The 22,846-nt window shown below is 74.0% G+C and carries 23 protein-coding genes; 5 read left to right on the forward strand and 18 right to left on the reverse strand.

Annotated features, from left to right (window positions below; genetic code table 11):
* Positions 1 to 21: 21 nt before the first annotated feature.
* Positions 22 to 783, reverse strand: a complete 762-nt coding sequence (locus ACFYVL_RS36515; RefSeq protein WP_389252801.1) for a cobalt-precorrin-6A reductase — start codon at positions 781 to 783, stop codon at positions 22 to 24.
* Positions 784 to 794: 11 nt separating this feature from the next.
* Between ACFYVL_RS36515 and ACFYVL_RS36520 the strand changes: the two genes are divergently transcribed.
* Entirely contained in the window at positions 795 to 1,937 is a 1,143-nt protein-coding gene (locus ACFYVL_RS36520) for a cobalt-precorrin-5B (C(1))-methyltransferase (protein ID WP_389252803.1), read from the forward strand.
* Between the two features lie 49 nt (positions 1,938 to 1,986).
* Here ACFYVL_RS36520 and cobM read toward each other — a convergent pair whose 3' ends face one another.
* From cobM to ACFYVL_RS36535, 3 genes are all read right to left on the reverse strand, one after another.
* Positions 1,987 to 2,736 (reverse strand): precorrin-4 C(11)-methyltransferase, encoded by a 750-nt coding sequence (gene cobM / locus ACFYVL_RS36525; RefSeq protein ID WP_389252805.1) that lies wholly within the window; start codon positions 2,734 to 2,736, stop codon positions 1,987 to 1,989.
* Complete coding sequence (gene cbiE / locus ACFYVL_RS36530; protein ID WP_389252807.1) at positions 2,733 to 4,040, reverse strand: precorrin-6y C5,15-methyltransferase (decarboxylating) subunit CbiE; 1,308 nt, start codon at positions 4,038 to 4,040, stop codon at positions 2,733 to 2,735. Before cbiE ends, cobM begins: the two co-directional genes overlap by 4 nt.
* Positions 4,041 to 4,389: 349 nt before the next feature.
* Positions 4,390 to 4,467 (reverse strand): 50S ribosomal protein L37, encoded by a 78-nt coding sequence (locus tag ACFYVL_RS36535; RefSeq protein WP_389253020.1) that lies wholly within the window; start codon positions 4,465 to 4,467, stop codon positions 4,390 to 4,392.
* A 228-nt stretch (positions 4,468 to 4,695) separates the two neighbouring features.
* Between ACFYVL_RS36535 and pgm the strand changes: the two genes are divergently transcribed.
* Positions 4,696 to 6,345 (forward strand): phosphoglucomutase (alpha-D-glucose-1,6-bisphosphate-dependent), encoded by a 1,650-nt coding sequence (gene pgm, locus ACFYVL_RS36540; protein WP_389252809.1) that lies wholly within the window; start codon positions 4,696 to 4,698, stop codon positions 6,343 to 6,345.
* Between the two features lie 87 nt (positions 6,346 to 6,432).
* On the opposite strand, the gene ACFYVL_RS36545 is transcribed toward pgm, so the two are convergent.
* Positions 6,433 to 7,128 (reverse strand): TetR/AcrR family transcriptional regulator, encoded by a 696-nt coding sequence (locus ACFYVL_RS36545; protein ID WP_389252811.1) that lies wholly within the window; start codon positions 7,126 to 7,128, stop codon positions 6,433 to 6,435.
* Between the two features lie 119 nt (positions 7,129 to 7,247).
* Between ACFYVL_RS36545 and ACFYVL_RS36550 the strand changes: the two genes are divergently transcribed.
* Both ACFYVL_RS36550 and ACFYVL_RS36555 read left to right on the forward strand, forming a co-directional pair.
* Complete coding sequence (locus tag ACFYVL_RS36550; protein ID WP_389252813.1) at positions 7,248 to 8,174, forward strand: alpha/beta fold hydrolase; 927 nt, start codon at positions 7,248 to 7,250, stop codon at positions 8,172 to 8,174.
* Between the two features lie 144 nt (positions 8,175 to 8,318).
* The gene (locus ACFYVL_RS36555) at positions 8,319 to 8,678 is read left to right on the forward strand and encodes a DUF779 domain-containing protein (protein ID WP_389252816.1); all 360 of its coding nucleotides are present in this window, start codon (positions 8,319 to 8,321) and stop codon (positions 8,676 to 8,678) included.
* Positions 8,679 to 8,743: 65 nt separating this feature from the next.
* Here ACFYVL_RS36555 and ACFYVL_RS36560 read toward each other — a convergent pair whose 3' ends face one another.
* Positions 8,744 to 9,640, reverse strand: coding sequence for a phosphatidylinositol-specific phospholipase C/glycerophosphodiester phosphodiesterase family protein (locus tag ACFYVL_RS36560; RefSeq protein ID WP_389252818.1), 897 nt, complete (start codon positions 9,638 to 9,640; stop codon positions 8,744 to 8,746).
* A gap of 166 nt (positions 9,641 to 9,806) precedes the next feature.
* On the opposite strand from ACFYVL_RS36560, the gene ACFYVL_RS36565 reads away from it, so the two are divergent.
* On the forward strand, positions 9,807 to 10,160 hold the full coding sequence (locus tag ACFYVL_RS36565; protein ID WP_389252819.1) for a hypothetical protein: 354 nt from the start codon (positions 9,807 to 9,809) through the stop codon (positions 10,158 to 10,160).
* A gap of 15 nt (positions 10,161 to 10,175) precedes the next feature.
* Here the strand turns inward: ACFYVL_RS36565 and ACFYVL_RS36570 are convergent, their stop codons facing one another.
* From ACFYVL_RS36570 to ACFYVL_RS36625, 12 genes are all read right to left on the reverse strand, one after another.
* Positions 10,176 to 10,847, reverse strand: coding sequence for an ABC transporter ATP-binding protein (locus ACFYVL_RS36570; protein ID WP_389252821.1), 672 nt, complete (start codon positions 10,845 to 10,847; stop codon positions 10,176 to 10,178).
* On the reverse strand, positions 10,840 to 11,763 hold the full coding sequence (locus ACFYVL_RS36575; RefSeq protein ID WP_389253022.1) for an ABC transporter ATP-binding protein: 924 nt from the start codon (positions 11,761 to 11,763) through the stop codon (positions 10,840 to 10,842). Before ACFYVL_RS36575 ends, ACFYVL_RS36570 begins: the two co-directional genes overlap by 8 nt.
* Positions 11,764 to 11,849: 86 nt before the next feature.
* Positions 11,850 to 12,770, reverse strand: coding sequence for an ABC transporter permease (locus tag ACFYVL_RS36580; RefSeq protein WP_389252823.1), 921 nt, complete (start codon positions 12,768 to 12,770; stop codon positions 11,850 to 11,852).
* Positions 12,763 to 13,728, reverse strand: coding sequence for an ABC transporter permease (locus ACFYVL_RS36585; RefSeq protein WP_389253024.1), 966 nt, complete (start codon positions 13,726 to 13,728; stop codon positions 12,763 to 12,765). Before ACFYVL_RS36585 ends, ACFYVL_RS36580 begins: the two co-directional genes overlap by 8 nt.
* A 41-nt stretch (positions 13,729 to 13,769) precedes the next feature.
* Positions 13,770 to 15,389, reverse strand: a complete 1,620-nt coding sequence (locus tag ACFYVL_RS36590; protein WP_389252825.1) for an ABC transporter substrate-binding protein — start codon at positions 15,387 to 15,389, stop codon at positions 13,770 to 13,772.
* Between the two features lie 135 nt (positions 15,390 to 15,524).
* Positions 15,525 to 16,634 (reverse strand): acyl-CoA dehydrogenase family protein, encoded by a 1,110-nt coding sequence (locus ACFYVL_RS36595; protein WP_389252827.1) that lies wholly within the window; start codon positions 16,632 to 16,634, stop codon positions 15,525 to 15,527.
* On the reverse strand, positions 16,631 to 17,815 hold the full coding sequence (locus tag ACFYVL_RS36600) for an acyl-CoA dehydrogenase family protein (protein ID WP_389252829.1): 1,185 nt from the start codon (positions 17,813 to 17,815) through the stop codon (positions 16,631 to 16,633). Before ACFYVL_RS36600 ends, ACFYVL_RS36595 begins: the two co-directional genes overlap by 4 nt.
* Positions 17,812 to 18,834, reverse strand: a complete 1,023-nt coding sequence (locus ACFYVL_RS36605) for an NADPH:quinone oxidoreductase family protein (RefSeq protein ID WP_389252831.1) — start codon at positions 18,832 to 18,834, stop codon at positions 17,812 to 17,814. The genes ACFYVL_RS36600 and ACFYVL_RS36605 overlap by 4 nt, the downstream gene beginning before the upstream one ends.
* 181 nt (positions 18,835 to 19,015) lie before the next feature.
* Positions 19,016 to 19,462 carry an SRPBCC family protein gene (locus tag ACFYVL_RS36610; RefSeq protein WP_389252833.1) on the reverse strand — a complete coding sequence of 149 codons (447 nt, stop codon included), beginning with the start codon at positions 19,460 to 19,462 and terminating at the stop codon, positions 19,016 to 19,018.
* 105 nt (positions 19,463 to 19,567) lie between these two features.
* The gene (locus ACFYVL_RS36615; RefSeq protein ID WP_389252835.1) at positions 19,568 to 20,344 is read right to left on the reverse strand and encodes an SDR family oxidoreductase; all 777 of its coding nucleotides are present in this window, start codon (positions 20,342 to 20,344) and stop codon (positions 19,568 to 19,570) included.
* A 195-nt stretch (positions 20,345 to 20,539) separates the two neighbouring features.
* Positions 20,540 to 21,286 (reverse strand): PIG-L deacetylase family protein, encoded by a 747-nt coding sequence (locus ACFYVL_RS36620; protein ID WP_389252836.1) that lies wholly within the window; start codon positions 21,284 to 21,286, stop codon positions 20,540 to 20,542.
* A 142-nt stretch (positions 21,287 to 21,428) separates the two neighbouring features.
* A complete protein-coding gene (locus ACFYVL_RS36625; protein ID WP_389252838.1) occupies positions 21,429 to 22,727 on the reverse strand; it encodes an alpha/beta fold hydrolase in 1,299 nt (432 codons plus the stop codon).
* Between the last annotated feature and the right edge of the window lie 119 nt (positions 22,728 to 22,846).

A 22,846-nucleotide genomic window follows, 5' to 3' on the forward strand; every position in this document is an offset into this window, starting at 1 on the left:
CACCGGCGGGGTGCGGTCCGGTCACCGGCCGTTCCGTACCCCGTCGCCCGCCCACGCGCGCAGCCGGGCGACGGCCGCCTCCGGGGTGTCCGCCACCGGTACGCCCGCCGGGACCGGCGGGCGGCGCACCACGACCACCGGGATGCCCGCCTCGCGGGCGGCGGTCAGCTTGGGGGCGGTGGCCGCACCACCGCTGTCCTTGGTGACCAGGACGTCGATGCGGTGGCGGCGCAGCAGGTCGCGCTCCCCTTCGAGGGTGAAGGGGCCCCGGTCCAGCAGCACCTCCATGCGCGGCGGGCAGGGCCCTTCGGGGGCGTCCACCGACCGCATCAGGAACCAGGGCTCGTGCAGGGCGGCGAACGCGGCGAGCCCCATCCGCCCGGTGGTGAGGAAGACCCGCTCGCCCAGTCGGGACAGTGCCCGCGCGGCCTCGTCGAGGGAGCCGACCGGGTGCCAGTCGTCGCCCTCGCCGGGCGCCCAGCCGGGCCGGCGCAGCGCCAGCAGGGGAACATGGGCAGCGGCGGCGGCCTCGGCCGCGTGGAAACTGATCGTTCCGGCGAAAGGATGGGTGGCGTCGATGAGCGCGTCCACCTGGTGGGTACGCAGCCAGTCGGCCAGTCCGGCGACCCCGCCGAACCCGCCCACCCGGACCTCGCCGGGCGGCAGCTTCGGACTGGCGACCCGCCCGGCGAGGGAACTGGTGACCCGGTTGCCGGGCACGTCGACCAGGAGTCCGGCGAGGCGCCGGGCCTCGGTCGTACCGCCGAGAACGAGTATGTGCACGGGATCCATCCATGAGTGACACGAGCAGTACGGGCCAGGGGCCCGCCGCGCCCAGCGGGCGCGACGCCCAACTCAAGCACACCGGTCTGCGCTCCGGCTGGACGACCGGTGCCTGTGCGACGGCCGCCGCCACCGCCGCGTACACGGCCCTGCTGGCCGGCGACTTCCCCGACCCGGTGACGATCACCCTGCCGCGCGGGCAGACCCCCGCGTTCGCCCTGGCCGTCGAGGAACTGGACGGCGGGCGGGCGACGGCCGGGGTGGTCAAGGACGCGGGCGACGACCCGGACGTCACGCACGGGGCGCTGGTGCGGGCGACGGTGCGGCGGCTGCCGCCGGGCTCGGGCGTGGTGTTCCGGGCGGGCCCCGGGGTCGGCACGGTCACCCTGCCGGGGCTGCCCCTGGACGTGGGCGAGCCGGCCATCAACCCGGTGCCCCGGCAGCTGATCCGCGAGCACGTGGCGCGGGTGGCGGCGGCGCACGGCGGCACCGGCGACGTGGAGGTGACGGTCTCGGTGGACCACGGCGAGGAGATCGCCCGCTCCACCTGGAACGGCCGCCTGGGCATCCTCGGCGGCCTCTCCATCCTGGGCACGACGGGCGTCGTCGTGCCGTACTCCTGCTCGGCGTGGATCGACTCGATCCGGCGGGGCGTGGACGTGGCGAGGGCGGCCGGGCTCACCCATGTGGCGGGCTGCACGGGGTCCACGTCGGAGAAGACGGTGGTGGCCGAGTACGGGCTGCCGGAGATCGCCCTGCTCGACATGGGCGACTTCGCGGGCGCGGTGCTGAAGTACGTGCGGCGCCATCCGGTGGAGCGGCTGACGGTCTGCGGCGGTTTCGCCAAGCTGTCGAAGCTCGCCGCCGGGCACATGGACCTGCACTCCGGGCGCTCCCAGGTGGACAAGGGCTTCCTGGCGGAGCTGGCGCGGCGGGGCGGCGCGGACGAGGCGCTCGCGGCGGAGATCGCCGCCGCCAACACCGGCCTGGCCGCGCTCCAGTTGTGCCAGGCGCGCGGGGTGCCGCTGGGCGACCTGGTGGCGGTGGGGGCGCGCGACGAGGCGCTGTCGGTGCTGCGGGGCGCGCCGGTGGCGGTCGACGTGATCTGCATCGACCGGGCGGGGACGGTGGTGGGGCGCAGCGAGGTGCGCTGACCCCGGCCCCGTCCTGGCCCCGCCCGGTGGGCACGTCCGTATCGGCGGTTCAGCAGTTGTGCCGGTCGCGGGCCGGGGAGTAGAGGTGGCTGTCGCGGAACTGTTCGGCGCCGAGGGTGCGGCCGACCATGATGACGGCGGTGCGCAGCACCCCGGCGTCCTTCACCTGGGCGGCGATGTCGTCGAGGGTGCCGCGCAGCACGATCTCGTCCGGGCGGGAGGCGTAGGCGACGACGGCGGCCGGGCAGTCGGCCCCGTAGTGCGGCACCAGTTCCTCGACGACCCGGTCCACGTACTGGGCGGCCAGGTGCAGCACGATCAGGGCGCCGCTGCGGCCCAGGGTGGCCAGGTCCTCGCCCTCGGGCATGGCGGTGGCGCGCTGGGCGATCCGGGTGAGGATGACGGTCTGGCCGACGGTGGGCACCGTCAGCTCCCGCTTGAGGGCGGCGGCGGCAGCGGCGAAGGCGGGGACGCCGGGGATCACCTCGTAGGGCACACCGGCCTCGTCGAGCCGGCGCATCTGCTCGTTGACCGCGCTGAACACGGAGGGGTCGCCCGAGTGCAGCCGGGCCACGTCGTGACCGGCCGCGTGGGCGGCGGTCAGCTCGGCGGTGATCTGCTCGATGTCGAGCTGGGCGGTGTCGACGAGGCGCGCGCCGGGCGGGCACTCGGCGAGCAGTTCGCGGGGCACCAGGCTGCCCGCGTACAGGCAGACGCGGCAGGCGGCGAGCGTACGGGCGCCGCGCACCGTGATCAGGTCGGCGGCGCCGGGTCCCGCGCCGATGAAGTACACGGTCATGACTGGTTCTCTCCTGCGTCGGGGGTGGCGGCGGGTCCGGCGTGCTCCGCCGGACGGGGTTTGGTGACGGACCACTGGGTGACCGGCATGGCCTGCCGCCACCCGGTGAAGCCGCCCACGGGCACGGCGTGGGCGACGGCGAGCCGTACGAGGTCGCCGCCGTGGCGGCGGTGCCAGGCGGCCAGCAGCGCCTCGGACTCCAGGGTGACCGTGTTGGCGACCAGCCTGCCGCCCTCGGGCAGGGCCTCCCAGCAGGCGTCGAGGAGGCCGGGGGCGGTCAGTCCGCCGCCGATGAACACGGCGTCCGGTACGGGCAGTCCGGCCAGCGATCCGGGGGCGCGGCCGGTGACCACGCGCAGTCCGGGCACGCCGAGCCGGTCGGCGTTGCGGGTGATGCGCTCGGCCCGCACCGGGTCGCGTTCGACGCTGACGGCACGGCAGGAGGGGTGGGTGCGCAGCCACTCGACGGCGATCGAGCCGGAGCCGCCGCCGACGTCCCACAGGAGTTCGCCGGGGGCGGGGGCGAGGGCGCCGAGGGTGGCGGCCCTGATGTGACGCTTGGTGAGCTGGCCGTCGTGTTCGTACGCGTCGTCGGGCAGCCCGGGTACGGCGCCCAGGCGCCGGGTGCCGGGGGCACGGCGGCAGGTGACGGCGATGACGTTGAGCGGGTCGCCGGGGGGCTGCTGCCAGGTGTCGGCGGTGCCCTCGGTGCAGGCCTCGTCCTCGCCGCCGAGCTGCTGGAGGACGTTCATGCGGCTGGGGCCGAAGCCGCGCTCGCGCAGCAGGGCGGCGACGGTGGCGGGGGTCGAGGCGTCCGCGCTGAGCACCAGCAGCTTGCGGCCGTCGTGCAGGGCCGCGGCGAGCCGGGCGGCGGGCCTGCCGACCAGGGTGATCACCTCGGTGTCCTCCAGCGGCCAGCCGACCCGGGCGCAGGCGTACGACACGGAGGAGGGGTGGGGCAGGATGCGCAGCGCGTCGGGGCCGCAGATCTCGGCGAGGGCGCGGCCGATGCCGTAGAACATCGGGTCGCCGCTGGCCAGTACGACGGTCCGGCGCTCGCGGTGCTCGGCGAGCAGGCCGGGGACCGCGGGGCGCAGCGGGGCGGGCCACGGTATGCGTACCCCGGGGCAGTCGTCGGGCAGGAGGCCGAGCTGCCGCCCGCCGCCGATGACCACCTCGGCGTCGAGGAGGGCGTCGCGGGAGGCCGGGGGGAGGCCGGACCAGCCGTCGGCGCCGATGCCCACGACGGTGACCTCGGTCGGATCGGACGGCTCCGGGCCGGATATGGGTGCGGCGGATGTCACGGACGGCTACCTCGAAGCTCGGGAACGACGCAGCCAGGACTCTACTGTCCCCCCAGGTCAACCCCCCACCCGAGCCCCCTGGAACCCCGAAGCCACCCCCGCCCCCTTGGGCGGCGGGGCCGCCCCCGGGGGCGGAACGGGCGGGCAAGGGGGCGGCCCCCGACGGAGCCGAACCCTCCCGCCCCGGACGCCCCCGGCCCCGTACCCCACCCCACCCCACCCCACCCACAACAAAGCGGCGCCCGCAGCCAGGAATCCCCCAGCCACGGACGCCACCCCGGCACCACATCAGCAGCACCTCAGCCCAACGCCTCCAACGGCTCCAAGGGCTCCACCGGCTCCAGCCACCTCAGCACTGCGGCCGGCTCCCGTGGTTGGCTCCGTTCTTGCGGCGAGCCTTCTTCTTGCGACGGCGCTTGGACGACATGGCGCTCTCCTCACGTTCACGTTCTGTGTGCGGCAATCAATGACTCATCGATGAGTTTCCACCCATTTGTTCAGGTATTCCACTCGCCGACATTCGCCCTGCTACCCCGCCTTCCCTCCTGTCACTCCTCCCCCACCCCCACGAACAGACGTGCGTGCGAGCAGTCCCTCCGGTCCGCGAGAATGTCCCGTACCGCATTGATCGCGACACCATGGAGGTAACGGGCGGATGCCGCACCAACGAGCGGGACAGCAGACCCGGCCGGAAGATCTCGTCGACGTGTCCCGGCTGGTGACCGCGTACTACGCGCTGCACCCCGACCCGGCCGACCCCCGCCAGCGGGTGGCCTTCGGCACCTCGGGGCACCGCGGCTCCTCGCTCAACACCGCGTTCAACGAGGACCACATCGCCGCGACCAGCCAGGCGATCTGCGAGTACCGGGCCCTCCAGGGCATCGACGGGCCGCTGTTCCTGGGTGCCGACACGCACGCCCTCTCGGAGCCGGCGAAGGCCACCGCGATCGAGGTGTTCGCGGCCAACGACGTCCGGGTGCTGATCGACGAGGCGGACGGCTACACGCCCACCCCCGCCGTGTCGCACGCCATCCTCACGTACAACAAGGGCCGCGGCGGCGCCCTCGCGGACGGCGTCGTCGTCACGCCGTCGCACAATCCGCCCGCAGACGGCGGTTTCAAGTACAACCCGCCGAACGGCGGCCCCGCCGACTCCAGCGCCACCGGCTGGATCCAGGACCGGGCCAACGAACTGATCGCCGGGGGCCTCAAGGGGGTCCGCCGCGTCCCGTACGCGCGGGCACTGACCCTGGAGACCACCGGGCGGTACGACTTCCTGGGCACCTACGTGGCGGACCTGCCCGCCGTGCTGGACCTCGACGCGGTGCGCGCGGCCGGGGTGCGGATCGGCGCGGACCCGCTGGGCGGGGCGTCGGTGGCGTACTGGGGCCGGATCGCCGAACAGCACCGCATCGACCTGACCGTGGTCAACCCGCTGACCGATCCGACCTGGCGCTTCATGACGCTGGACTGGGACGCCAAGATCCGGATGGACTGCTCGTCGCCGTACGCGATGGCCTCGCTGATCGAGCAGCGCGACCGCTTCCAGATCGCCACCGGGAACGACGCGGACGCCGACCGGCACGGCATCGTCACGCCCGACGGCGGACTGATGAACCCCAACCACTACTTGGCCGCCGCGATCTCCTACCTGTTCGCGCACCGCGCGCAGTGGGCGGCGACCGCCGGGGTCGGCAAGACGCTGGTGTCCTCGTCGATGATCGACCGGGTGGCCGCCGATCTCGGCCGCACCCTGGTCGAGGTGCCGGTGGGCTTCAAGTGGTTCGTGGACGGGCTGGCCGACGGTTCGCTCGGCTTCGGCGGCGAGGAGTCGGCGGGGGCGTCGTTCCTGCGCCGCGACGGCTCGGTGTGGACCACCGACAAGGACGGCATCATCCTGGCGCTGCTCGCCTCGGAGATGCTGGCGGTCACCGGGCGTACGCCGTCGCAGAGTTACGCGGACCTGACGGCCCGGTTCGGCGAGCCCGCCTACGCGCGGATCGACGCCGCGGCCACCCCCGCCCAGAAGGCGGTGCTCGGTCGGCTGTCGCCCGAGCAGGTCGGCGCGGACACCCTCGCGGGCGAGCCGGTCACCGCCGTGCTCACCGCGGCCCCCGGCAACGGCGCGTCGCTCGGCGGCATCAAGGTGACCACCGAGAACGCCTGGTTCGCGGCCCGCCCCTCGGGCACCGAGGACGTGTACAAGATCTACGCGGAGTCCTTCCACGGCGCCGAGCACCTGGGCCGGGTCCAGGAGGAGGCCAAGGCGGTCGTCTCGGCCGCGCTGGCGGCCGACGCGGGCTGACCCACGGCCCGCGACCCCCGCACGCGCGACGGCGCCCCGGCAGGCGAAGGCCCGGCCGGGGCGCCGTCGGGGTTTCCGGGGGCCGGGTCAGGACGCCAGCAGCCCGGTCAGCACCTTGCGCATCATCCGCGCGAAGCCGGCCTCCGCGTCCTCGCCGTCCGCCACCTCACCGGGGTCGCCGAGGGCCGCCGCGACCCGCGGGTGCTCCCCCCGCGCCGCCGCCTCGCGCAGATAGGCGGCCTGGGCGGCCCGGCGGCCGTTCGCGCCCCCGTCGTGCTGCGCCGTCACCCCGGCGAACTGGGTGACCAGCGCGTTCATCAGACCGACGAGTTCCGTCTTGGTCCGTCCCGGCAGCGGTGAGGGCTCCATCGCCCGCAGCGCGTACTCCAGGTAGTCGAGCCCGCGCGGCCCCAGCCTGAGCGGTTCCGGCGGCAGGCCGGCCACCCAGGGGTGGCGCACCAGCGCCGCCTTGGTCCGCACGGCGAGCGCGAGCAGGTCCTCCACGGGCTCGCCGCACAGCGGCACGTCGAGGTCCACCTCGCCCACCACCGCGTCGGCCATCAGGTCCAGCAGGTCGTCCCGGCCCGAGAGGTAGCGGTACAGGGAGGCCTGGCCGGTGCCCAGCGCCGTGGCCACCTGGCGCATGGAGACCGCCGACAGGCCGCCGCGGTCCGCGAGTTCGACGGCGGCGGCGGTGAGTTCGGCGCGGCTGTGCACGGCGACGGGGCCCCGGGCCCCTCGTTCGGGCCGCATCCAGACCGCTGTCACGGCTTCCTGAGCCATCGCCCCACCCGTCTCATCCGTCCCACCCGTTCTCGTCGCTCTCATGAACGTTTCCCTTTCCCACCGCTCGGCACTATCCTAAACTGCGAACATCGATCGCAGTTTTAGGGAGGTCTGCCATGCCGACGTCATCGACGAGCCCGTGGGGTCCGGTCCAATGGGCCACGAACGGCCCGGTGAACATCGCCTTCGACCGGCTGACCGAGGGGGCCGACGGCGAACCGCTGCTGCTGGCCACCGGCCTGGGGGCCAACCGCCGGTGGATCCCGGACGAGCTGTGCCGGATGCTGGCCGCCCGCGGCTTCGCGGTGGCCCGCTACGACCAGCGGGACGGCGGCGACTCCACGCACCTGCCGGCCACCTCCACGACCAACCCCATCGCCGCCCTGTTCGGCAGGCGCGGCTCCGCGTACACGGCGGAGGACATGGTCGACGACACGGTGGCCGTACTGGACGCGCTGGGCTGGGAGTCGGCCCACCTGCTCGGTGTCTCCCTCGGCGGGGCGGTCGTCCAGCGGACGGCGCTGCGCCACCCGGAGCGGGTGCGCACGCTCACCACCATGGCCGCCGTGCCCGGCGACAGCGCGGGCCTGCGGAGCATGCGGTACGTCCGGCTGCGGACCCTGTCGAAGTTCGCCGGGCTCAAGTTCCCCGACACCCCCGAGGGGGACGTGCGGGCCGGGGTCGAGGTGTTCCGGCTGCTGGCCTCGCCGGCCCGCCCGTTCGACGAGCGGGCGGCCCGGGAGGCGGCCCTGCGCAACAAGGACAGCGGGCTGCACGACCAGGAGGCGCAGAGCCGGCAGATCGGGGCCCAGTGGCACGGCGCACCCATCGAGAAGGTCACCCGGCCCACCCTCGTCCTGCACGGCGCCGACGACCCGCTGATCAAGCCGAGCGCGGCACGGACCATCGCCTCCCGGATCCCGGGCTCCCGGCTGGTCCTGCTGCCGGAGGTCGGGCACGAACTCCCGGAACACTCCTGGAGCCTGGTCGCCGACGAACTGGGCCGGCTGGTCGACGCGGAGCGCGAGAAGCGCGCGGCCTGAGGACCGCTCGCCCTGAGGACCGCCGACACCCCGCCGGGGCGGGGTGTCGGCGGCGGCCCGCGCGGGGGAAACTGTCCGGTGGAACCCCACCCGTCTTCCGCCGCACCCCACCGGTTTTCGCCCGCACGCGAGAGGGGCCGCACCATGAGTACCGTCCCCGCAAGTCCGCTCGTCGAACTCACCCCGGCAGCCGCCGGTCTGATACGCCAACTGCGCGACGCGCACGGACCCTTGATGTTCCATCAGTCGGGCGGCTGCTGCGACGGCAGCGCACCCATGTGCTACCCGGACGGCGAGTTCCGCACGGGTGGGTCGGACGTCCTGCTGGCCTCCCTTGACGTGGAGGGTGTGCAGGAGTCCGTCCCGTTCTGGATGTCGACCAGTCAGTACGAGGTCTGGCGGCACACCCGGCTGATCGTGGACGTGGTCGAGGGCCGCGGCAGCGGTTTCTCCCTGGAGGCCCCGGAAGGGGTCCGGTTCCTCATCAGGTCGCGCCTGGTCTGAGCCCGGCCGTACGCGGCCCCTCTGAACCCTGCGGACGAACCCTGCCGGACCCGGCCCCCGGGTGCTCACGCGCCCTGTCGGTCGTACCTCCGGAGGAACTTCTCCAGGCCCGCCAGGTCGTCCGTGTTGAGGTGGTCGACGTCGGCCGCGATCAGCTCGTGCCACAGGGCGTCGCGCGCGGCGCCCGGCACGTCCGGGGTGCCCCAGAAACGGACCCGCTGGCGGCGCCGGTGGGCGGTGCGGACCAGGGAGTGCAGCCGGTCGCGCTCCGCCTTCGGGAAGGGGCCCTCGCCGAGCCAGCCGAAGCCCGCCTTCCAGTCGCTGCTGATCAGCGGGATGAAGGAGGCGGGGGCCGGCTGCGCGGCGGCGAGGTCCTCCAGCCGGCCGTCGTAGAAGGCGTGCCGGGTGCGCTGCGCCTCCATCGGGGCGCGGGCCGCGCGGTCGCCGGAGATCACCGGGGTGACCGCGCCGAGGCGGACCCGTCCCTCGCTGTACGTGCTGAGCATCCGCCGGAAGGGCCGCAGCCTGCGGTGCAGTTCGAGATAGGTGGCCTCGCCCTGCGTCTTGATGTCGACCAGCAGTTGTACGGGCCGGTGGTCGCCCCGGTGCACGCTGCCGTGGTTGGCCCGCACCAGGGCGGCCAGGGGCTCCAGGTAGAGGGCCTCCAGGGTGCGGGCCGGGTCGAGGTCCACCGGGTCGTGGGCGACCAGGAGTTGCCCGTCGACGAGGTAGATGTCGGCCTCGACGCTGGTGAACCCGTGCGACAGGGCGTCCAGCAGCGGTCGCGGGTGCTCGTAGTCGTTGTGGGCGTGGGCGCGGCGCAACGGGCGCCTGTGGTGCCGTTCCCCGGCGGCGGGCAGGGATCCGGTGGCGGAGGCCGGGAGGGTGCTCGCCCAGCCGGCCGCTCCGACGAGTGCCCCTGCGAAGGTGGCGGCGGCGGCGCGTCGGGTGGTGAGGGACATGTGAATGCCTCCGGGTTCGGCGTGACGAGGTGCGGTCTGGGCCGAGTATCCGTCGAACACACGGCAACCGGCAGGGTCCGCCGGGGAGTTCGTGCCGTGTTCCACCGCGCTTCACCAACCGGGACCCGGTGGATCGCACGTGCGAAGCGTCTGGCAGGGTGTTCACATGGTCCTCACGGGAGACATCTCCACTCATGTCCGTGGCCCGCGCCGGAGGAATCTGGTGATCGCGGCCCTCGTCGCCGTGGCGGTGCTCGGCACGGCCGCGTGGGCGCTGGCCTCGAAGTTCAACAACCGCCCGGTCTGGGTGGAGAACGTCGCCTACGACGCCGGGTACTTCCACGCCACCCAGCTCCGCAAGACCGACCGCGACGGATCGGTCATGGCCGGGGCCGTCGCCGGGGGCTGCGAGAAGTGGTCGCTCACCGCGGGGAAGAAGGCGGACGACGCCCGCGAGCACTGGGTGCGCGGCTGCCTGGACGCCGCGCACAACCGCGCGAGCAACCCCAACGAGGCCTGATCCCGGCCCCGCCGGTCAGCCCCCGGCGTTCGCACCTGCCACGTCCTGCCAGCGCACCGTGCGGTCGCACCAGCGCTCCAGGAGCACCCGGTCGTGGCCGACGGTGAGCAGCCCCGCCCCCTCGGCCGCGCGGTAGTCCTCGACGACCGCCACCAGGGCCGCGGTGGTCGACGCGTCCAGCATCGCCGTCATCTCGTCGCACACCAGCCAGCGCGGCCGGAGCACCAACGCCCGTGCCAGACAGGCGCGTTGCAGCTGTCCGTCGCTGACCTCGTGCGGCCGGCGGCCGAGCAGGTCGTCGCCGAGGCCGACCGTGTCGCTCAGTTCGCCCACCCGGGCGTCCGCCTCCTCGCGCCGTCCGGTCGCCCGCAGCGGTTCGGCGATCAGGTCGCGCAGCCGCAGCCGCGGGTCGGCGGAGAGCCTCGGCTGCTGGAACACCACCCCGATCGCGGTGCGCTGGGCGCGCGGCGCCCGGTGCCGCCAGCCCTGGACCCGGGTGCCGTCGAGGGTGACGGTGCCCGCGTCGGGGCGGTGCAGCAGGGCGGCGACCCGGGCGAGCGTCGACTTGCCGCAGCCGCTGGGGCCCAGCAGCCCGACCGCTTCGCCGGGGGCGACGGTGAGGTGCGCGTCGGTGACGACGGGCCTGCCGCGCTCGTATCCGGCGGTGATCGCTTGGAGTTCAAGCACGGGCGCTCTCCTCGTCCGGCGGGTAGTGGCAGGCGATCCGGTCGGCGAACTGCGGCTGTACGGTGCAGGCTTCGGCGGCGTACGGGCAGCGGGGCGCGAACGCGCAGCCCGCGGGCAGGTCGCCCAGCTCGGGCGGCATGCCGGGGATCGGGGCGAAGTCCCGTTCCGGGAGGGCGTTCAGCAGTCCGCGCGCGTACGGGTGGCGCGGTCCCGGGGTCCCGAAGAAGGCCGTGGCGTCGGCGAGTTCGACGATGCGTCCCGCGTACATGACGGCGATGCGGTCGGCGATGCACTCCGCGGCGGCCAGGTCGTGGGTGATCATCAGCAGGGCGCGGCCCGCCGTGCCGCCGTCGGGGTCCTCGATGTGGCGGCGCAGTTCGTCGACCGTGCGGTTGACGAGGTCGCGGTCGAGGCCGGTGGTGGGCTCGTCCGCGAGGAGCAGCGGGGCGTCCCCGATCAGGGCGAGGGCGGTGGCGGCGCGCTGGGCGAGCCCGCCGGACAGTTCGTGCGGGTAGCGGTCCAGGTGGCCGACGGGGAACGCGGCCCGTTCGGCCGCCGCCCGCACCGCCTTCGCCAGGTCCTGCCTTCGGGTGCCGGTCAGCTCGCGCAGGGTCTCCCCGAGCTGCGAGCCGACGGTGCGCACCGGTGTGAGGTGGGCCGCGGGGCTCTGCGGCACGAGGCCGATCCGGCGTCCGCGCACCGTGCGGGCGAGGGTCTTCTCGTCGGCGGTGAGCAGGTCGGTGCCGCCGAGGAGGGCGTGTCCCGCGGTCTGCGCGTTGCCGGGCAGCAGCCCCAGGAGTGCGGAGGCCAGGACGGACTTGCCGCAGCCGCTCTCGCCGACGAGGGCCAGGCACTCCCCCGCGGCCAGGTCGAAGGAGGCGTCGGTGACGGCGGCGACGTGCCGCCCGCCGCGCATCCGGAAACGTACCGAGAGGTCGCGTACGGAGAGCACGGGCGTGGCGTCGGCCGCGGGGACGGCCGGTGCCTCGGTCTTCTGCAGGCTCACAGCATCAGCTCCGATCGGCGGCGCGGGTTGATGCGTTCGCGCCAGGCTCCGGCGAGGCCCGCGATGGCCAGCGTGGGGATGATCAGGAAGAGGCCGGGGAAGAGGGTCGGCCACCAGTCCCCCGCCAGCAGCGAGCTGCGCGCGGACTGGATGAGGTTGCCGAGGCTCGCCTGGTGGCTGGGCAGGCCCAGGCCGAGGAAGGACAGGGCCGACTCGTGCCACATGGCGTGCGGCACCATCAGCACGGCGGCCAGTGCCGCCTGCGGCAGCACTCCGGGCAGCAGGTGCCGCACCGCGAGGCGCCACCGCGAGGCCCCGCCGGAGATCGCCGCGTCGACGTAGGGGCGCGAGCGCAGCGACAGCACCTCGGAGCGCACGATGCGGGCCGTGGACAGCCAGTGCGTGAGGGCGACCGACACGATCACCGGCCACACCCCCGGGCGGAACATGGCGACGATGAAGATGCCGAGCAGCAGGTGCGGCACCGAGGAGAAGGTGTCCACCAGGCGCATCACCACGCGGTCGGTCCAGCCGCCGAAGGCCGCCGCCGCGGCGCCCACGGCGGTGCCGATGACGGTCGCCACGAGTGCGGCGACGAGGCCGACCAGGAGAGAGACGCGCAGTCCGTAGACGCAGCGCAGCAGCAGGTCGCGGCCGACGTCGTCGGTGCCGAAGGGGTGCGCGAGGGACGGCGGCTGGAGCTTGAGCGCCAGGTCGACGGCCTGCTCGTCGAGGTTGACCAGCGGCGGTACGAGGAGCACCGCCAGTGCCACGGCCGCGACGATCACGGCGGAGGTGCGGATTCGGACCGTGCGGGTGGAGCGGCGGGTGCGGCCGTGGGCGCGCCAGGTGCGGGAGTCGGCGCGCTCGGCCGGGGTGCCGTCCGCACGGTCGGTCGTGGTGGTGAGGTCAGCCATCGAAGCCCACCCTCGGGTCGGCGAGTCCGTAGAGGAGGTCGGAGAGGAGGTTGCCCGCGAGGACGGCGGCCGTGGCGAGCACGGTCAGCGCGGCGAGCAGCGGGAAGTCGACGGCGGTGGCCGCCTGCACGGTGGCGGCGGCGATGCCGGGCCAGCTGAAGACGGTCTCGATGAGGAGGGCGCCGGTGATGAGTTCGGGGACGCGCGAGCCGACGAGGGTGAGCATCGGCAGCATCCCGGAGCGCAGGGCGTGTCCGAGGAGCACGGTGGTCTCGCCGGTGCCGCGTGCGCGGGCGCCGCGCACCGGGTCCTCCTCCAGGGCGTCGGCGACCCCCTGGCGTACGTACAGGAAGAACCACGGGAGCTGGGTGATGCCGAGGACGGCGGCGGGCAGCACCAGGTGCGAGGCGACCTGGCCGAAGGTGATCACGTCGCTGTCGGTGTCGGTGAGCCCGCCGGCGGGCAGCACGCCCAGCTTCAGGGCGAAGAACCACATGGCCAGCAACCCGAGCCAGAAGGCGGGGGCGGCTTCCAGGGTGTACGCGGCGGAACTGGCGCACCGGTCGAGCCAGCCGCCCTGCCTGCGTGCGGCGAGCACGCCGAGGGCGGTGCCGAGCAGGATCGCGATCAGGAACGCGGTGGCGGCCAGCAGGGTGGACCAGCCGAGGCGTTCGGCGATGACGTCGGCGACGGGCTGGCGCATCACGCTGGAGTCGCCGAAGTCCCCGGTCAGGGCCGAGGTGAGCCAGTGCCACCAGCGGGTGAGGAGGGGGTCGTCGACGCCGAGGTTGGCGCGCAGCTGGTCGAGGTTGGCCTGCGAGGAGGAGAGTCCGGCGGTGCCCGCGTAGGCCTTGACGGGGTCGAAGGGCGAGGCGGCGGCGACGGCGAAGACGCCGAAGGTCACCGCGAGGAGGACGGGGGCGGCGAACAGCAGCCGCCGCCCCGCCATCCGCGCCATCGGTCCCCAGGGGAGCCGACGGCGCCCGGTGACTGCTCCGGTCACTTCTTCGGCGTCCAGTCCTCGACGTTCCACCAAGGGCCGGAGGCAAGGCCGTGGTCGTGCGGCTCGGTCTGGGTGGACAGGCCGTCCCACTTGTCGTTCACCACGTAGAGGTGGTCGATGTGGGTGAGGAAGGTGTAGCCGGGGTTCTTCACCAGTTCCTGCTGGACGGTGGTGTACGCGGCCTTGCGCTCGGTGTCCTTGTTGGTCCGCCGGCCCGCCTCCAGGGCGGCGTCGACGGTCTTGTTGTCGTACCAGGCCATGTTGTTGAAGCCGTCGCCCGCGAGGGAGGACTTCAGCAGGAGGTACTGGTCGAAGTCGGGGTCGCCGGGCGAGCCGCCGCCGGCGAGGACCGCGTCGTTCTTCATGCGCGGCTCGATGACCTCCCAGGTGCCCGCCTGGGTCTTGATGTCGATGCCGGCCTTCTTGGCGTCGGAGGCGTAGGCGAGGGCGTGGTCCTGGCGGAGCTTGTCGCCGGAGAGGTACCAGAGCGGGAACTCGGCGCGCACCCCGTCCTTGCTGCGAATGCCGTCGGCGCCCGCCTTCCAGCCCGCGTCGTCGAGGATCTTCTTGGCCTTCGCCAGGTCGTGGGTGCGCTCGGTGCCCTTGGCGAACCAGGGGCTGTCGGTCGGGACCGGTCCGTAGGCGGGCTTTCCGGCGCCTTCGAGGATCTTGTCGACCATGGCCCCGCGGTCCACCGCGACGTCCAGGGCGCGGCGCACGTCGGTGTCGCCGGCGACCTTGTTGTGGGTGGGCAGGGTGACGGTGCGGTAGTCGAAGGACTTGGCCGCGTACGTCTTCTTCTTGCCGTCCGCCTTGAAGGACCCGGCGAGGTTGGGCGGCAGGATCGCGCCGTCGAGGTCGCCGGAGCGCAGCCGGGTGGCGCGCACGTCGTCGTCCTTGATGATCGCCATGGTGAACTTCTTGACGGCCGGGGCGCCGCCCCAGTAGTCGGGGTTCGCCTTGAAGCTGAGCTTCTCGCCCTTGGACCACTTGGTGAGGACGTAGGGTCCGGTGCCGATGGGCCGGGTGGTGAAGGCGCCCGTGTTCACGTCCTGCTTGCCCGCGACGTGCTCGGGGGCGATCGGCAGGACGGTGCGCTCGGCGAACGGCGCGTACGGGTACTTGAGGGTGAAGACGACCTTGCCGTCGCCCTCGGCCTTGACGCTCTTGACTGCGTCCAGCTCCGTCTTGGCGGCGTTGTTGGTCTTCTTGTCGAGGATCGTCTCGTAGGTGAAGACGACGTCCTTGGCGCCGAAGGGCTTGCCGTCGCTGAACTTCACACCGGACCGCAGCTTGTACGTGTAGGTGAGGCCGTCGGCGCTCACCTCGGGGAGTTCGGCGGCGAGGGCGGGCCGCAGCTTCATGTCGGCGTCGAAGGAGAGCAGTCCGTCGAAGATCTTGGAGTTGCCGTCCTTGCCGTAGCCGAGGAGGGGGCTGAGGGTCTCCGGTTCGTACGCGATGCCGACGACGGCCGAGTCCTTGGCCCCGGAGCCCGTGCCGGAGCCGGAGGCGGAGCCTCCGGGCTTGGAGCAGGCCGCCGCGCCGATGGCCAGGGCTCCGGCCAGTGCCGCGGCGGTGGCCGTGCGTGTCGCCGTGCGTATGGAACGGGCCGTCATGGCTCCCCACACCCCTCTTAAAGATCAACCGTTATTGCAATCAAGTCGCAATTAAACAGTATGTAAAAGGGTGCGCGCTGCCCCGCACCCTTCCGGGACGGGGCAGCGCGTGGAGAAGCGCCGCAGGTCACACGGCTATTCGGGAGCGTTCAGGCCGACCGCCCGGCCCACTGCCTCCCGGTGCGCACCGGCGGTCCCGAAGGCGATCGAGTCGGCCTTGGCCCTCTTCAGGTACAGGTGCGCGGGGTGCTCCCAGGTCATCCCGATGCCGCCGTGCAGCTGTACGCACTCCTCGGCGGCGTGCACCGCGACCCCGGCGCAGTACGCCTGGGCGACCGCCACGGCCAGCGGTGCCTCCTCGCTTCCGGTGGCCAGTGCGTCGGCGGCGTTGCGGGCGGCTCCGCGGGCGGAGACCACTTCGAGCCACAGCTGGGCCATGCGGTGCTTGAGCGCCTGGAAGGAGCCGACCGGCCGGTTGAACTGGTGGCGCTCCTTGGTGTGGCGCACGGTCTCCTCCAGGCACCACTCGGCGAGGCCCAGCTGCTCGGAGGCGAGCAGTCCGGCCCCGGCCAGCAGGCCCTGCCGTACGGCCGCGGCCGCCTGCCGCGGACCGGCGAGCAGGGTGCCGGCCGCCCCGTCGAAGGTGACGGCGGCGAGGGGGCGGGTGAGGTCGAGCGGGATCCGCGGCTCGACCCGCACTCCGTCACCGGCCCGTTCGACGGCGTACAGGCCCTGCGCGGTGGGGACCAGGAGCACATCGGCGGTCGCGGCGTCCGCCACCGCTGACACCGTCCCGCGCGGGCCGGCGGGCGTACCGTCCGCGGCGAGCGGGCCGGGGTCGTCCGGGCCCGCGGCGAACCCGGTCGCCAGCGCGGCGGTCCGCCGCCCCGAGGCGAGGTCCCCCAGCAGCCCGGCGACCTCCGGGCTGCCGGTGTCGCAGGCCAGCAGGACCGAGGTCGCCACGACGCAGCTGGTGAGGAACGGCACCGGGGCGACCGCCCGGCCCAGTTCCTCCAGCACCACGGCGGCCTCCCGGTGCGAGGCGCCCTGTCCGCCCAGCTCCTCGGGGACCAGCAGTCCGGCGACGCCCATGTCCGCGGCGAGCAGCTTCCACAGCCCGGCGTCGTACGGGGTGCCCTCCTCGGCGCGCGCGGCCACCTCCGCCGGGTCGTTGCGGTCGGTGAGCAGGGCGCGGACGGCGGCCCGCAGGTCGTCCTCGGCCTCGGAGTACAGCAGGTCGGTCATCGGGCCAGGTCCTTCCAGGGGACGTCCTTGTCGGTGCGGGGCTCGGACGGCAGGCCGAGGACGCGCTCGGCGACGATGTTCAGCAGCACCTCGCTGGTGCCGCCCTCGATCGAGTTGCCCTTGGAGCGCAGGTAGCGGTATCCGGCGTCGCGTCCGGTGAAGTCGACGAGTTCCGGACGGCGCATCGTCCAGTCGTCGTACAGCAGGCCCTCCTCGCCGCGGAGTTCGACCTCCAGGCCGCTGATCTCCTGGTTGAGGCGGGCGAAGGCGAGCTTCATCGCGGAGCCCTCGGGGCCGGGCTGGCCCGCCACCAGCTGCTGGCGCAGGCGTTCGCCGGCGAGCCGGGCGACCTCGGCCTCCACCCAGAGTTCCAGGAGCCTCTGGTGCAGCGGGTGGGTGCGCAGGTCGGGGCGTTCGCGCCAGGTCCTGGCGACCGGGCCGATCATGCCGCCCTCGCGCGGGATGCGGGAGCCGCCGATGGAGACGCGCTCGTTCATCAGCGTGGTCTGCGCGACCTGCCAGCCCTCCCCCACCTCGCCCAGGCGCATGGTGTCGGGGATGCGGACGTCGCTGAGGAAGACCTCGTTGAACTCGGCCTCGCCGGTGATCTGCCGCAGTGGCCGCACCTCGACGCCGGGATCGGTCATGTCGCACAGGAAGTACGTCATGCCACGGTGCTTGGGCTGCTCGGGGTCGGTGCGGGTGACCAGGATCGCCCAGCGGGCGAGGTGCGCGCTCGACGTCCAGACCTTCTGGCCGTTGACCACCCAGCCGTCGCCGTCGCGGACCGCCCGGGTGCCGAGGGCGGCGAGGTCGGAGCCCGCGCCGGGTTCGCTGAACAGCTGGCACCACACCTCCTCGCCGACCCACAGCGGGCGCAGCAGGCGGTGCTTCTGCTCCTCGGTCCCGTACCGGAGGATGGTCGGGGCGGCCATGCCGAGGCCGATGCCGATGCGGCGCGGGTCGTTGTCGGGGGCGTCCGCCGCGGCGAGTTCGGCGTCCACCACGGCCTGGAGGTCGCGCGGTGCGTCGAGTCCGCCGAGGCCGACGGGGTAGTGCACCCAGGCGAGCCCGGCGTCGAAGCGGGCCTTCAGGAAGTCGGTGCGGTCGGTCGTGGCCGGGGGGTGGGCGGCGAGCAGTTCCCTTGTACGGGTGCGGAGTTCGTCGGCGGTGACGGTCATCGGGCGGCCCCCTCGGGCGCGGTGGTGTGCGCGGTGCCGGTGCCGGTCGCGGCCCCGGTCCCGGTCTCGGGGAGGACGGCGATGCGGCCGGTGCTGCGGCCGTCGGCGACCCGCTGCACGGCGTCGGCGGCGTCCTTGAAGGGGACGCGTTCGCTGATCAGCGGCTTGACGGCGCCCTCGGCGGCGAGCCGGGTCAGCTCGGCGTGGCACTGGGCGACGGCTGCCGGGTCCTTGAGGTTGTACAGGCCCCAGTGCAGGCCGAGGATCGTGTAGTTCTTCACCAGCGCGTGGTTGAGGGCGGGGGCCGGGATGCTGCCGCTGGCGAAGCCGACGACGACGATGCGGCCCTCGAAGGCGACGCACTTGGTGGACTGGGTGTACGCCTCGCCGCCGACCGGGTCGTAGACGACGTCGGCGCCCAGACCGCCGGTGGCCTCCTTCACCGCGCCGATGACGTTCTCGGCGCGCCGGTCGACGACGAGGTCGCAGCCCAGCTCCCGGGCCACCGCCGCCTTCTCGGGTCCGCCGACGACGCCGATGACCCGGGCTCCGGCGGCCTTGCCCAGCTGGACGGCGGCGCTGCCGACGCCGCCCGCCGCCGCGTGCACCAGCAGGGTCTCGCCCGCCCGCAGCCGGGCGCGCCGGTGCAGGCCGAACCATCCGGTCTGGTAGCCGATGTGCAGGGCCGCGGCCTGTGCGTCGTCGAGCTGCTCGGGCGCGGGCAGGACGGCTGCCGTGTCCGCGACGGCGTACTCGGCGAAGCCGCCGTGGGGCAGGGCCGGGTTGGCGATCACGCGGCGGCCGTCCTCGGTCTCGCCGCAGATCTCGACGCCCGGGGTGAACGGCAGCGGCGGGCGGACCTGGTACTCGCCCCGGCAGAGCAGTGCGTCGGGGAAGTTGATGTTCGCGGCGCGCACCTTGAGCAGCACCTGCCCGTCGCCGGGGGCCGGGCGGTCGACCTCTTCGAGACGCATCACCTCGCCGGGCTCGCCGTTCTCGTGCACTCGCCATGCCTGCATCAAGGGCCTCCACGCGCTGTTGTCGGCGGTACCGTGCGTGCGCATACTAAGCGGTCGCTTGCCCCCTCGGGAAGGGCTCGCGGCTCCCGGTCGGCCGCCGGGCCCGGACATGGCGAAGCGCGGCGGCCCTCTCCCGGGAGGAGGGCCGCCGCGCGGGCGGAGCCATGGGCGGCGGCGCGGGTCAGGCCCGGCCGAACTTCTCCCGCAGGGCCGCCAGGCCGCTGCCGTAGGTGCCGTCCCCGAAGATCTCCTCGACCTGCGCGACGGCCTCGTCCGCCGCGCTGTAGTCCGCGGCCCAGACCAGTTCGGCGCCGTCGGCGTGCGGACGTACCGCGAGCGTGGCCACGTAGGCGTCGATGGGCAGCATCGGGTCGAGCACGGTGTAGGTGTACGACATCGCCTCCGCCTCGCGGGCGAGCAGCCGCTCGCGCGCCACCACCCTGCCGTCCAGGGTGAACACCCGGACGGCACCCGGCAGTCGCGGGTCGGCGCCGTCCTCGATCGTGGACGGCGGCACGTGCGGGTGCCAGTCGGCGAGGCCGCCGAAGTCGCCGACCAGGTCCCAGACCCGGGCCGGGTCGGCGGTGACGACTGCGGTACGGACGAGCTTGCGCGGTCGCGCGGTCATGTCCTCAACTCCTTGGGTTCGCTTTGGAAGTGCCTGTGCGGGCCCGGGGTCCGCCACCGGCCACCGCGTCGGGGGCGGGGCCGGGGGCCGCGCGGGGCCCGCGCCTCACCAGGTCCCGTCGCCGCGCAGGACGGCGTCCGCGCCGCCGTCCACGAAGACGACCTGCCCGGTGACATGGGTGTTCTCGGCGCCGGTCAGCCAGTCCAGCAGCGGGGCGACCTGCTCGGGGGCGGCGTGGCCGTTCAGCGGCATGGGGACGGCGGTGTCGACGACCGCGCGCGCCTCGGGGTCGTCGAGCATCGGCCGGGTCATCGGGGTGACGACGGTGCCGGGGCCGATCGCGTTGAGGGTGATGCCGGCGGCGGCCCACTCCTCGGTGACGGCCGTACGGCGCACCCAGCGGGCGACGGACCGCTTGGTCGAGCCGTAGATGACGCGCCCCTCGCCGCGCTCCACGGCGGCCTCGGCGGCGGCGACGGCCGCGCCCTCGTCCCCGGACAGGGCGGCCTCGACCAGTTCGTCGTCGACCGGGTGCACGGAGGCCACCGAGGAGACGACGACGGCACGCGGGGCGTCCGCGGCGGCGAGCAGCGGACGCAGGCCCTCCAGCGTGGCGACGGCGCCGAAGTGGTTGACCCGGACGGTCAGCGGGTCGAAGGCGGCGACCCCCGCGCAGGCGACGACGGCGTCGAGCCTGCCGCCGGAGAGTTCGCCCGCACGCGTGACCAGGGCGGCGCGCCCGTCGGCGGTGGCGAGGTCGGCCTCGATGTCCGCGCCCCCGAGGTCGGCGCCGATGACGGTGTGCCCCTGGCCCTGGAGCCGTTCGGCGACCGCCCTGCCGATGCCGGACGCGGACCCGGTGACGAGGTAGGTACGGGGCATGAGGCACTCCCTGCTTCTCCGGCGACTCCTACGCATGCCACCCTATGCCCGAGTGGCACAACGTGCCAAGGTGCTGCGATGTGACAGAGGAGTGAGTCGCGGGAGCCGGAGGCCGTGGGTGTGCGCCGCATGTACCAGGAGGTCCCGGCCGTCCCCCGAGCGCCTACGGGCGCCCGGTGGCGGCCGGGCGTGCGCTCAGCGGGCGAAGACCTCGAAGGGAACCGCCGGAATGCCCCCGAAGCGGTCGGCGGCCGCCATGACGTTCGCGGTCAGGAAGCCGCGGCAGTACTGCTCGGGATCCTCGTCGGTCAGCGCCTCGATGTACGCCCGGTGTTCGAGCAGGGAGCACACCGAGCGCTCCAGGCCCGGCCGCGCGTCGACGGCGTGGGTGGGCGAGACGGTGCCCGCCACCGCGACCCAGCGCACCCCGTCCCAGGGCTGCAGGCCCTGCTCGGCCAGCTCGGGGAAGATCCACCGGTTGCCCGCGTCCCCGGCCGCGTCCAGGGTGGCACGGCCGACGGCGAGGTGGTCGGGGGTGTTCCAGACGCTGGTGCCCCAGGTGTCGCGGTGGTTGAGGGTGATGACCAGTTCGGGCCGGTGCCTGCGGATGGCGGCGGAGATGTCCCGGCGCAGTGCCGGACCGTACTCGATCACCCCGTCCCGGTGGTCCAGGAACTCCACCGCGGAGACCCCGACGACGGCGGCGCTGGCCCGCTGCTCCTGCTCGCGCAGCGGGCCGCACTTGGCCGGCTCCAGGGTGTCGATGCCCGCCTCGCCGCGGCTGGCGAGGACGTACGTCACCTCGCGCCCCGCGTCCGTCCAGGCGGCGACGGCCGCCGCGCAGCCGTACTCCAGGTCGTCGGGGTGCGCGACGACGGCCAGGGCACGGTGCCAGTCCTCGGGCATGGGCTGCAGCTGATGGAACGGCGATACTGTGGTCATACGGGCAGGATAGGTGCAGGAACTGACATCAATCCCTGCGCGGGAGGCCGGAGTTCACCGCTCCGCCGCAGGTGGCGGGCCGAACCGCCCCTTCCGCTTCGACCCGCCGAGCCGGACCCCGTCGTTCCGTCGCGGCCCGTCGTCAGAGTTCGCCGCGGGCCAGGGCCAGCAGCCGGTCCAGCACGCGCGGACCGCTCGCCCGCAGCCCGTCGTGCTCGTACTCGTCGGTGACCCAGGTCCGCAGGCCGCGGATGGCGCGGGCGGTCTCCAGCGAGTGGGCGGTGTCGACGTACATGTCGTCGTGGTAGACGGCCGCGGCCACCGGGACCTCGTTGGCGGCGAGGCGGGCGGTGTCGTACAGGGGCGGCCAGTCGGTGCGGGCGGCGAGGAGTTCGGCGGTCTCCCGCAGCGGGCGCAGCGCGGGGTCACAGTCGAAGTGCCAGGGGTGGATGGTCTCGCCGGTGAACAGCAGCGGCCCGCTCCCGGCGAGCGCCGCCCCGGCGTCGAAGCGGGGGAACTCGGCGCGCACCCGCTCGGCGCCCCAGGCGGTGGGCTCGGGCCCCTGCCCGTACAGCGACTCGTGCAGCAGGGCGTACAGGGGGTGGCCCGCGAAGGAGAGCGCGGACTGGGCGGCCTCCAGGAAGGCGTCCGAGAGCGCGGGCCCCTGCGGGGTGCGGACGAAGGCGTTCTCCAGGAGGTGGTGCAGCGTGTGGGTGCCGTCGCCGCCGCCGAGCACGATGCCCAGGGACTGGAACGCCTCGGGGGTCAGGAGGTGGCCGCCCGGGGTGACGGTCCGGTGCTCCGCCAGGTGGGCGGCGATCTCCCGGGCCCGTTCGACGTCCTGCGGGTAGCGCGCGTAGTGCGCGGCGACCTTGCGCTCCACGCGCGGGTACGCGGCCCGGTAGACCTCCGCCGCGTCCGCGTGCAGCGAGGGGAGTCCGCCGGTGATGAGGACGGTGCGCAGGCCCTCGGGGGCGGTGGAGAGGTAGTGGGTGGCGCAGAATCCGCCGAAGCTCTGGCCGAGCACGGTCCAGGGGGCGCCGCCGGTCAGCAGCGGGCGGACGGTCTCGCAGTCGCGGACGATGGAGTCGGCGCGGAAGTGGGCCAGGTAGTCGGCCTGTTCGCAGGGGCCGCCGCGCAGCGGGAGGGTCTGCCGGTTGGCCGGGGTGGACAGGCCGGTGCCGCGCTGGTCCAGGAGCAGGACCCGGAACTCCTGGAGCGCCCTGCCGAGCCAGGCCTGCCGGCCGACGAAGCGGCGGGCACCGAAGCCGGGGCCGCCCTCCAGGTAGACCAGCCACGGGAGGTCGGCGTCCGCGCGGTCCGCGGCCACCACCTCGCGCGCGTACAGCTCGATCTGCTCTCCGGAGGGGTTCGCGTGGTCGAGGGGCACGGTGAAGCGGTGGTCGGTGAGGACGGTGCCGGGCTGGCGGTAACTGGTCACGCTTGCTCCTGCTTGCTCCTGTTGCGTTCGTTGCCGCCCAGTTGAGCACACCCCCTTCCGCCGGTGCGGAACGCCCCCGGCGGCCGCCCGGACCCGAGCCGCCCACCCGGACAGTCCCG

It is taken from the genome of Streptomyces sp. NPDC004111 (assembly GCF_042874215.1).
GTDB lineage: Bacteria > Actinomycetota > Actinomycetes > Streptomycetales > Streptomycetaceae > Streptomyces.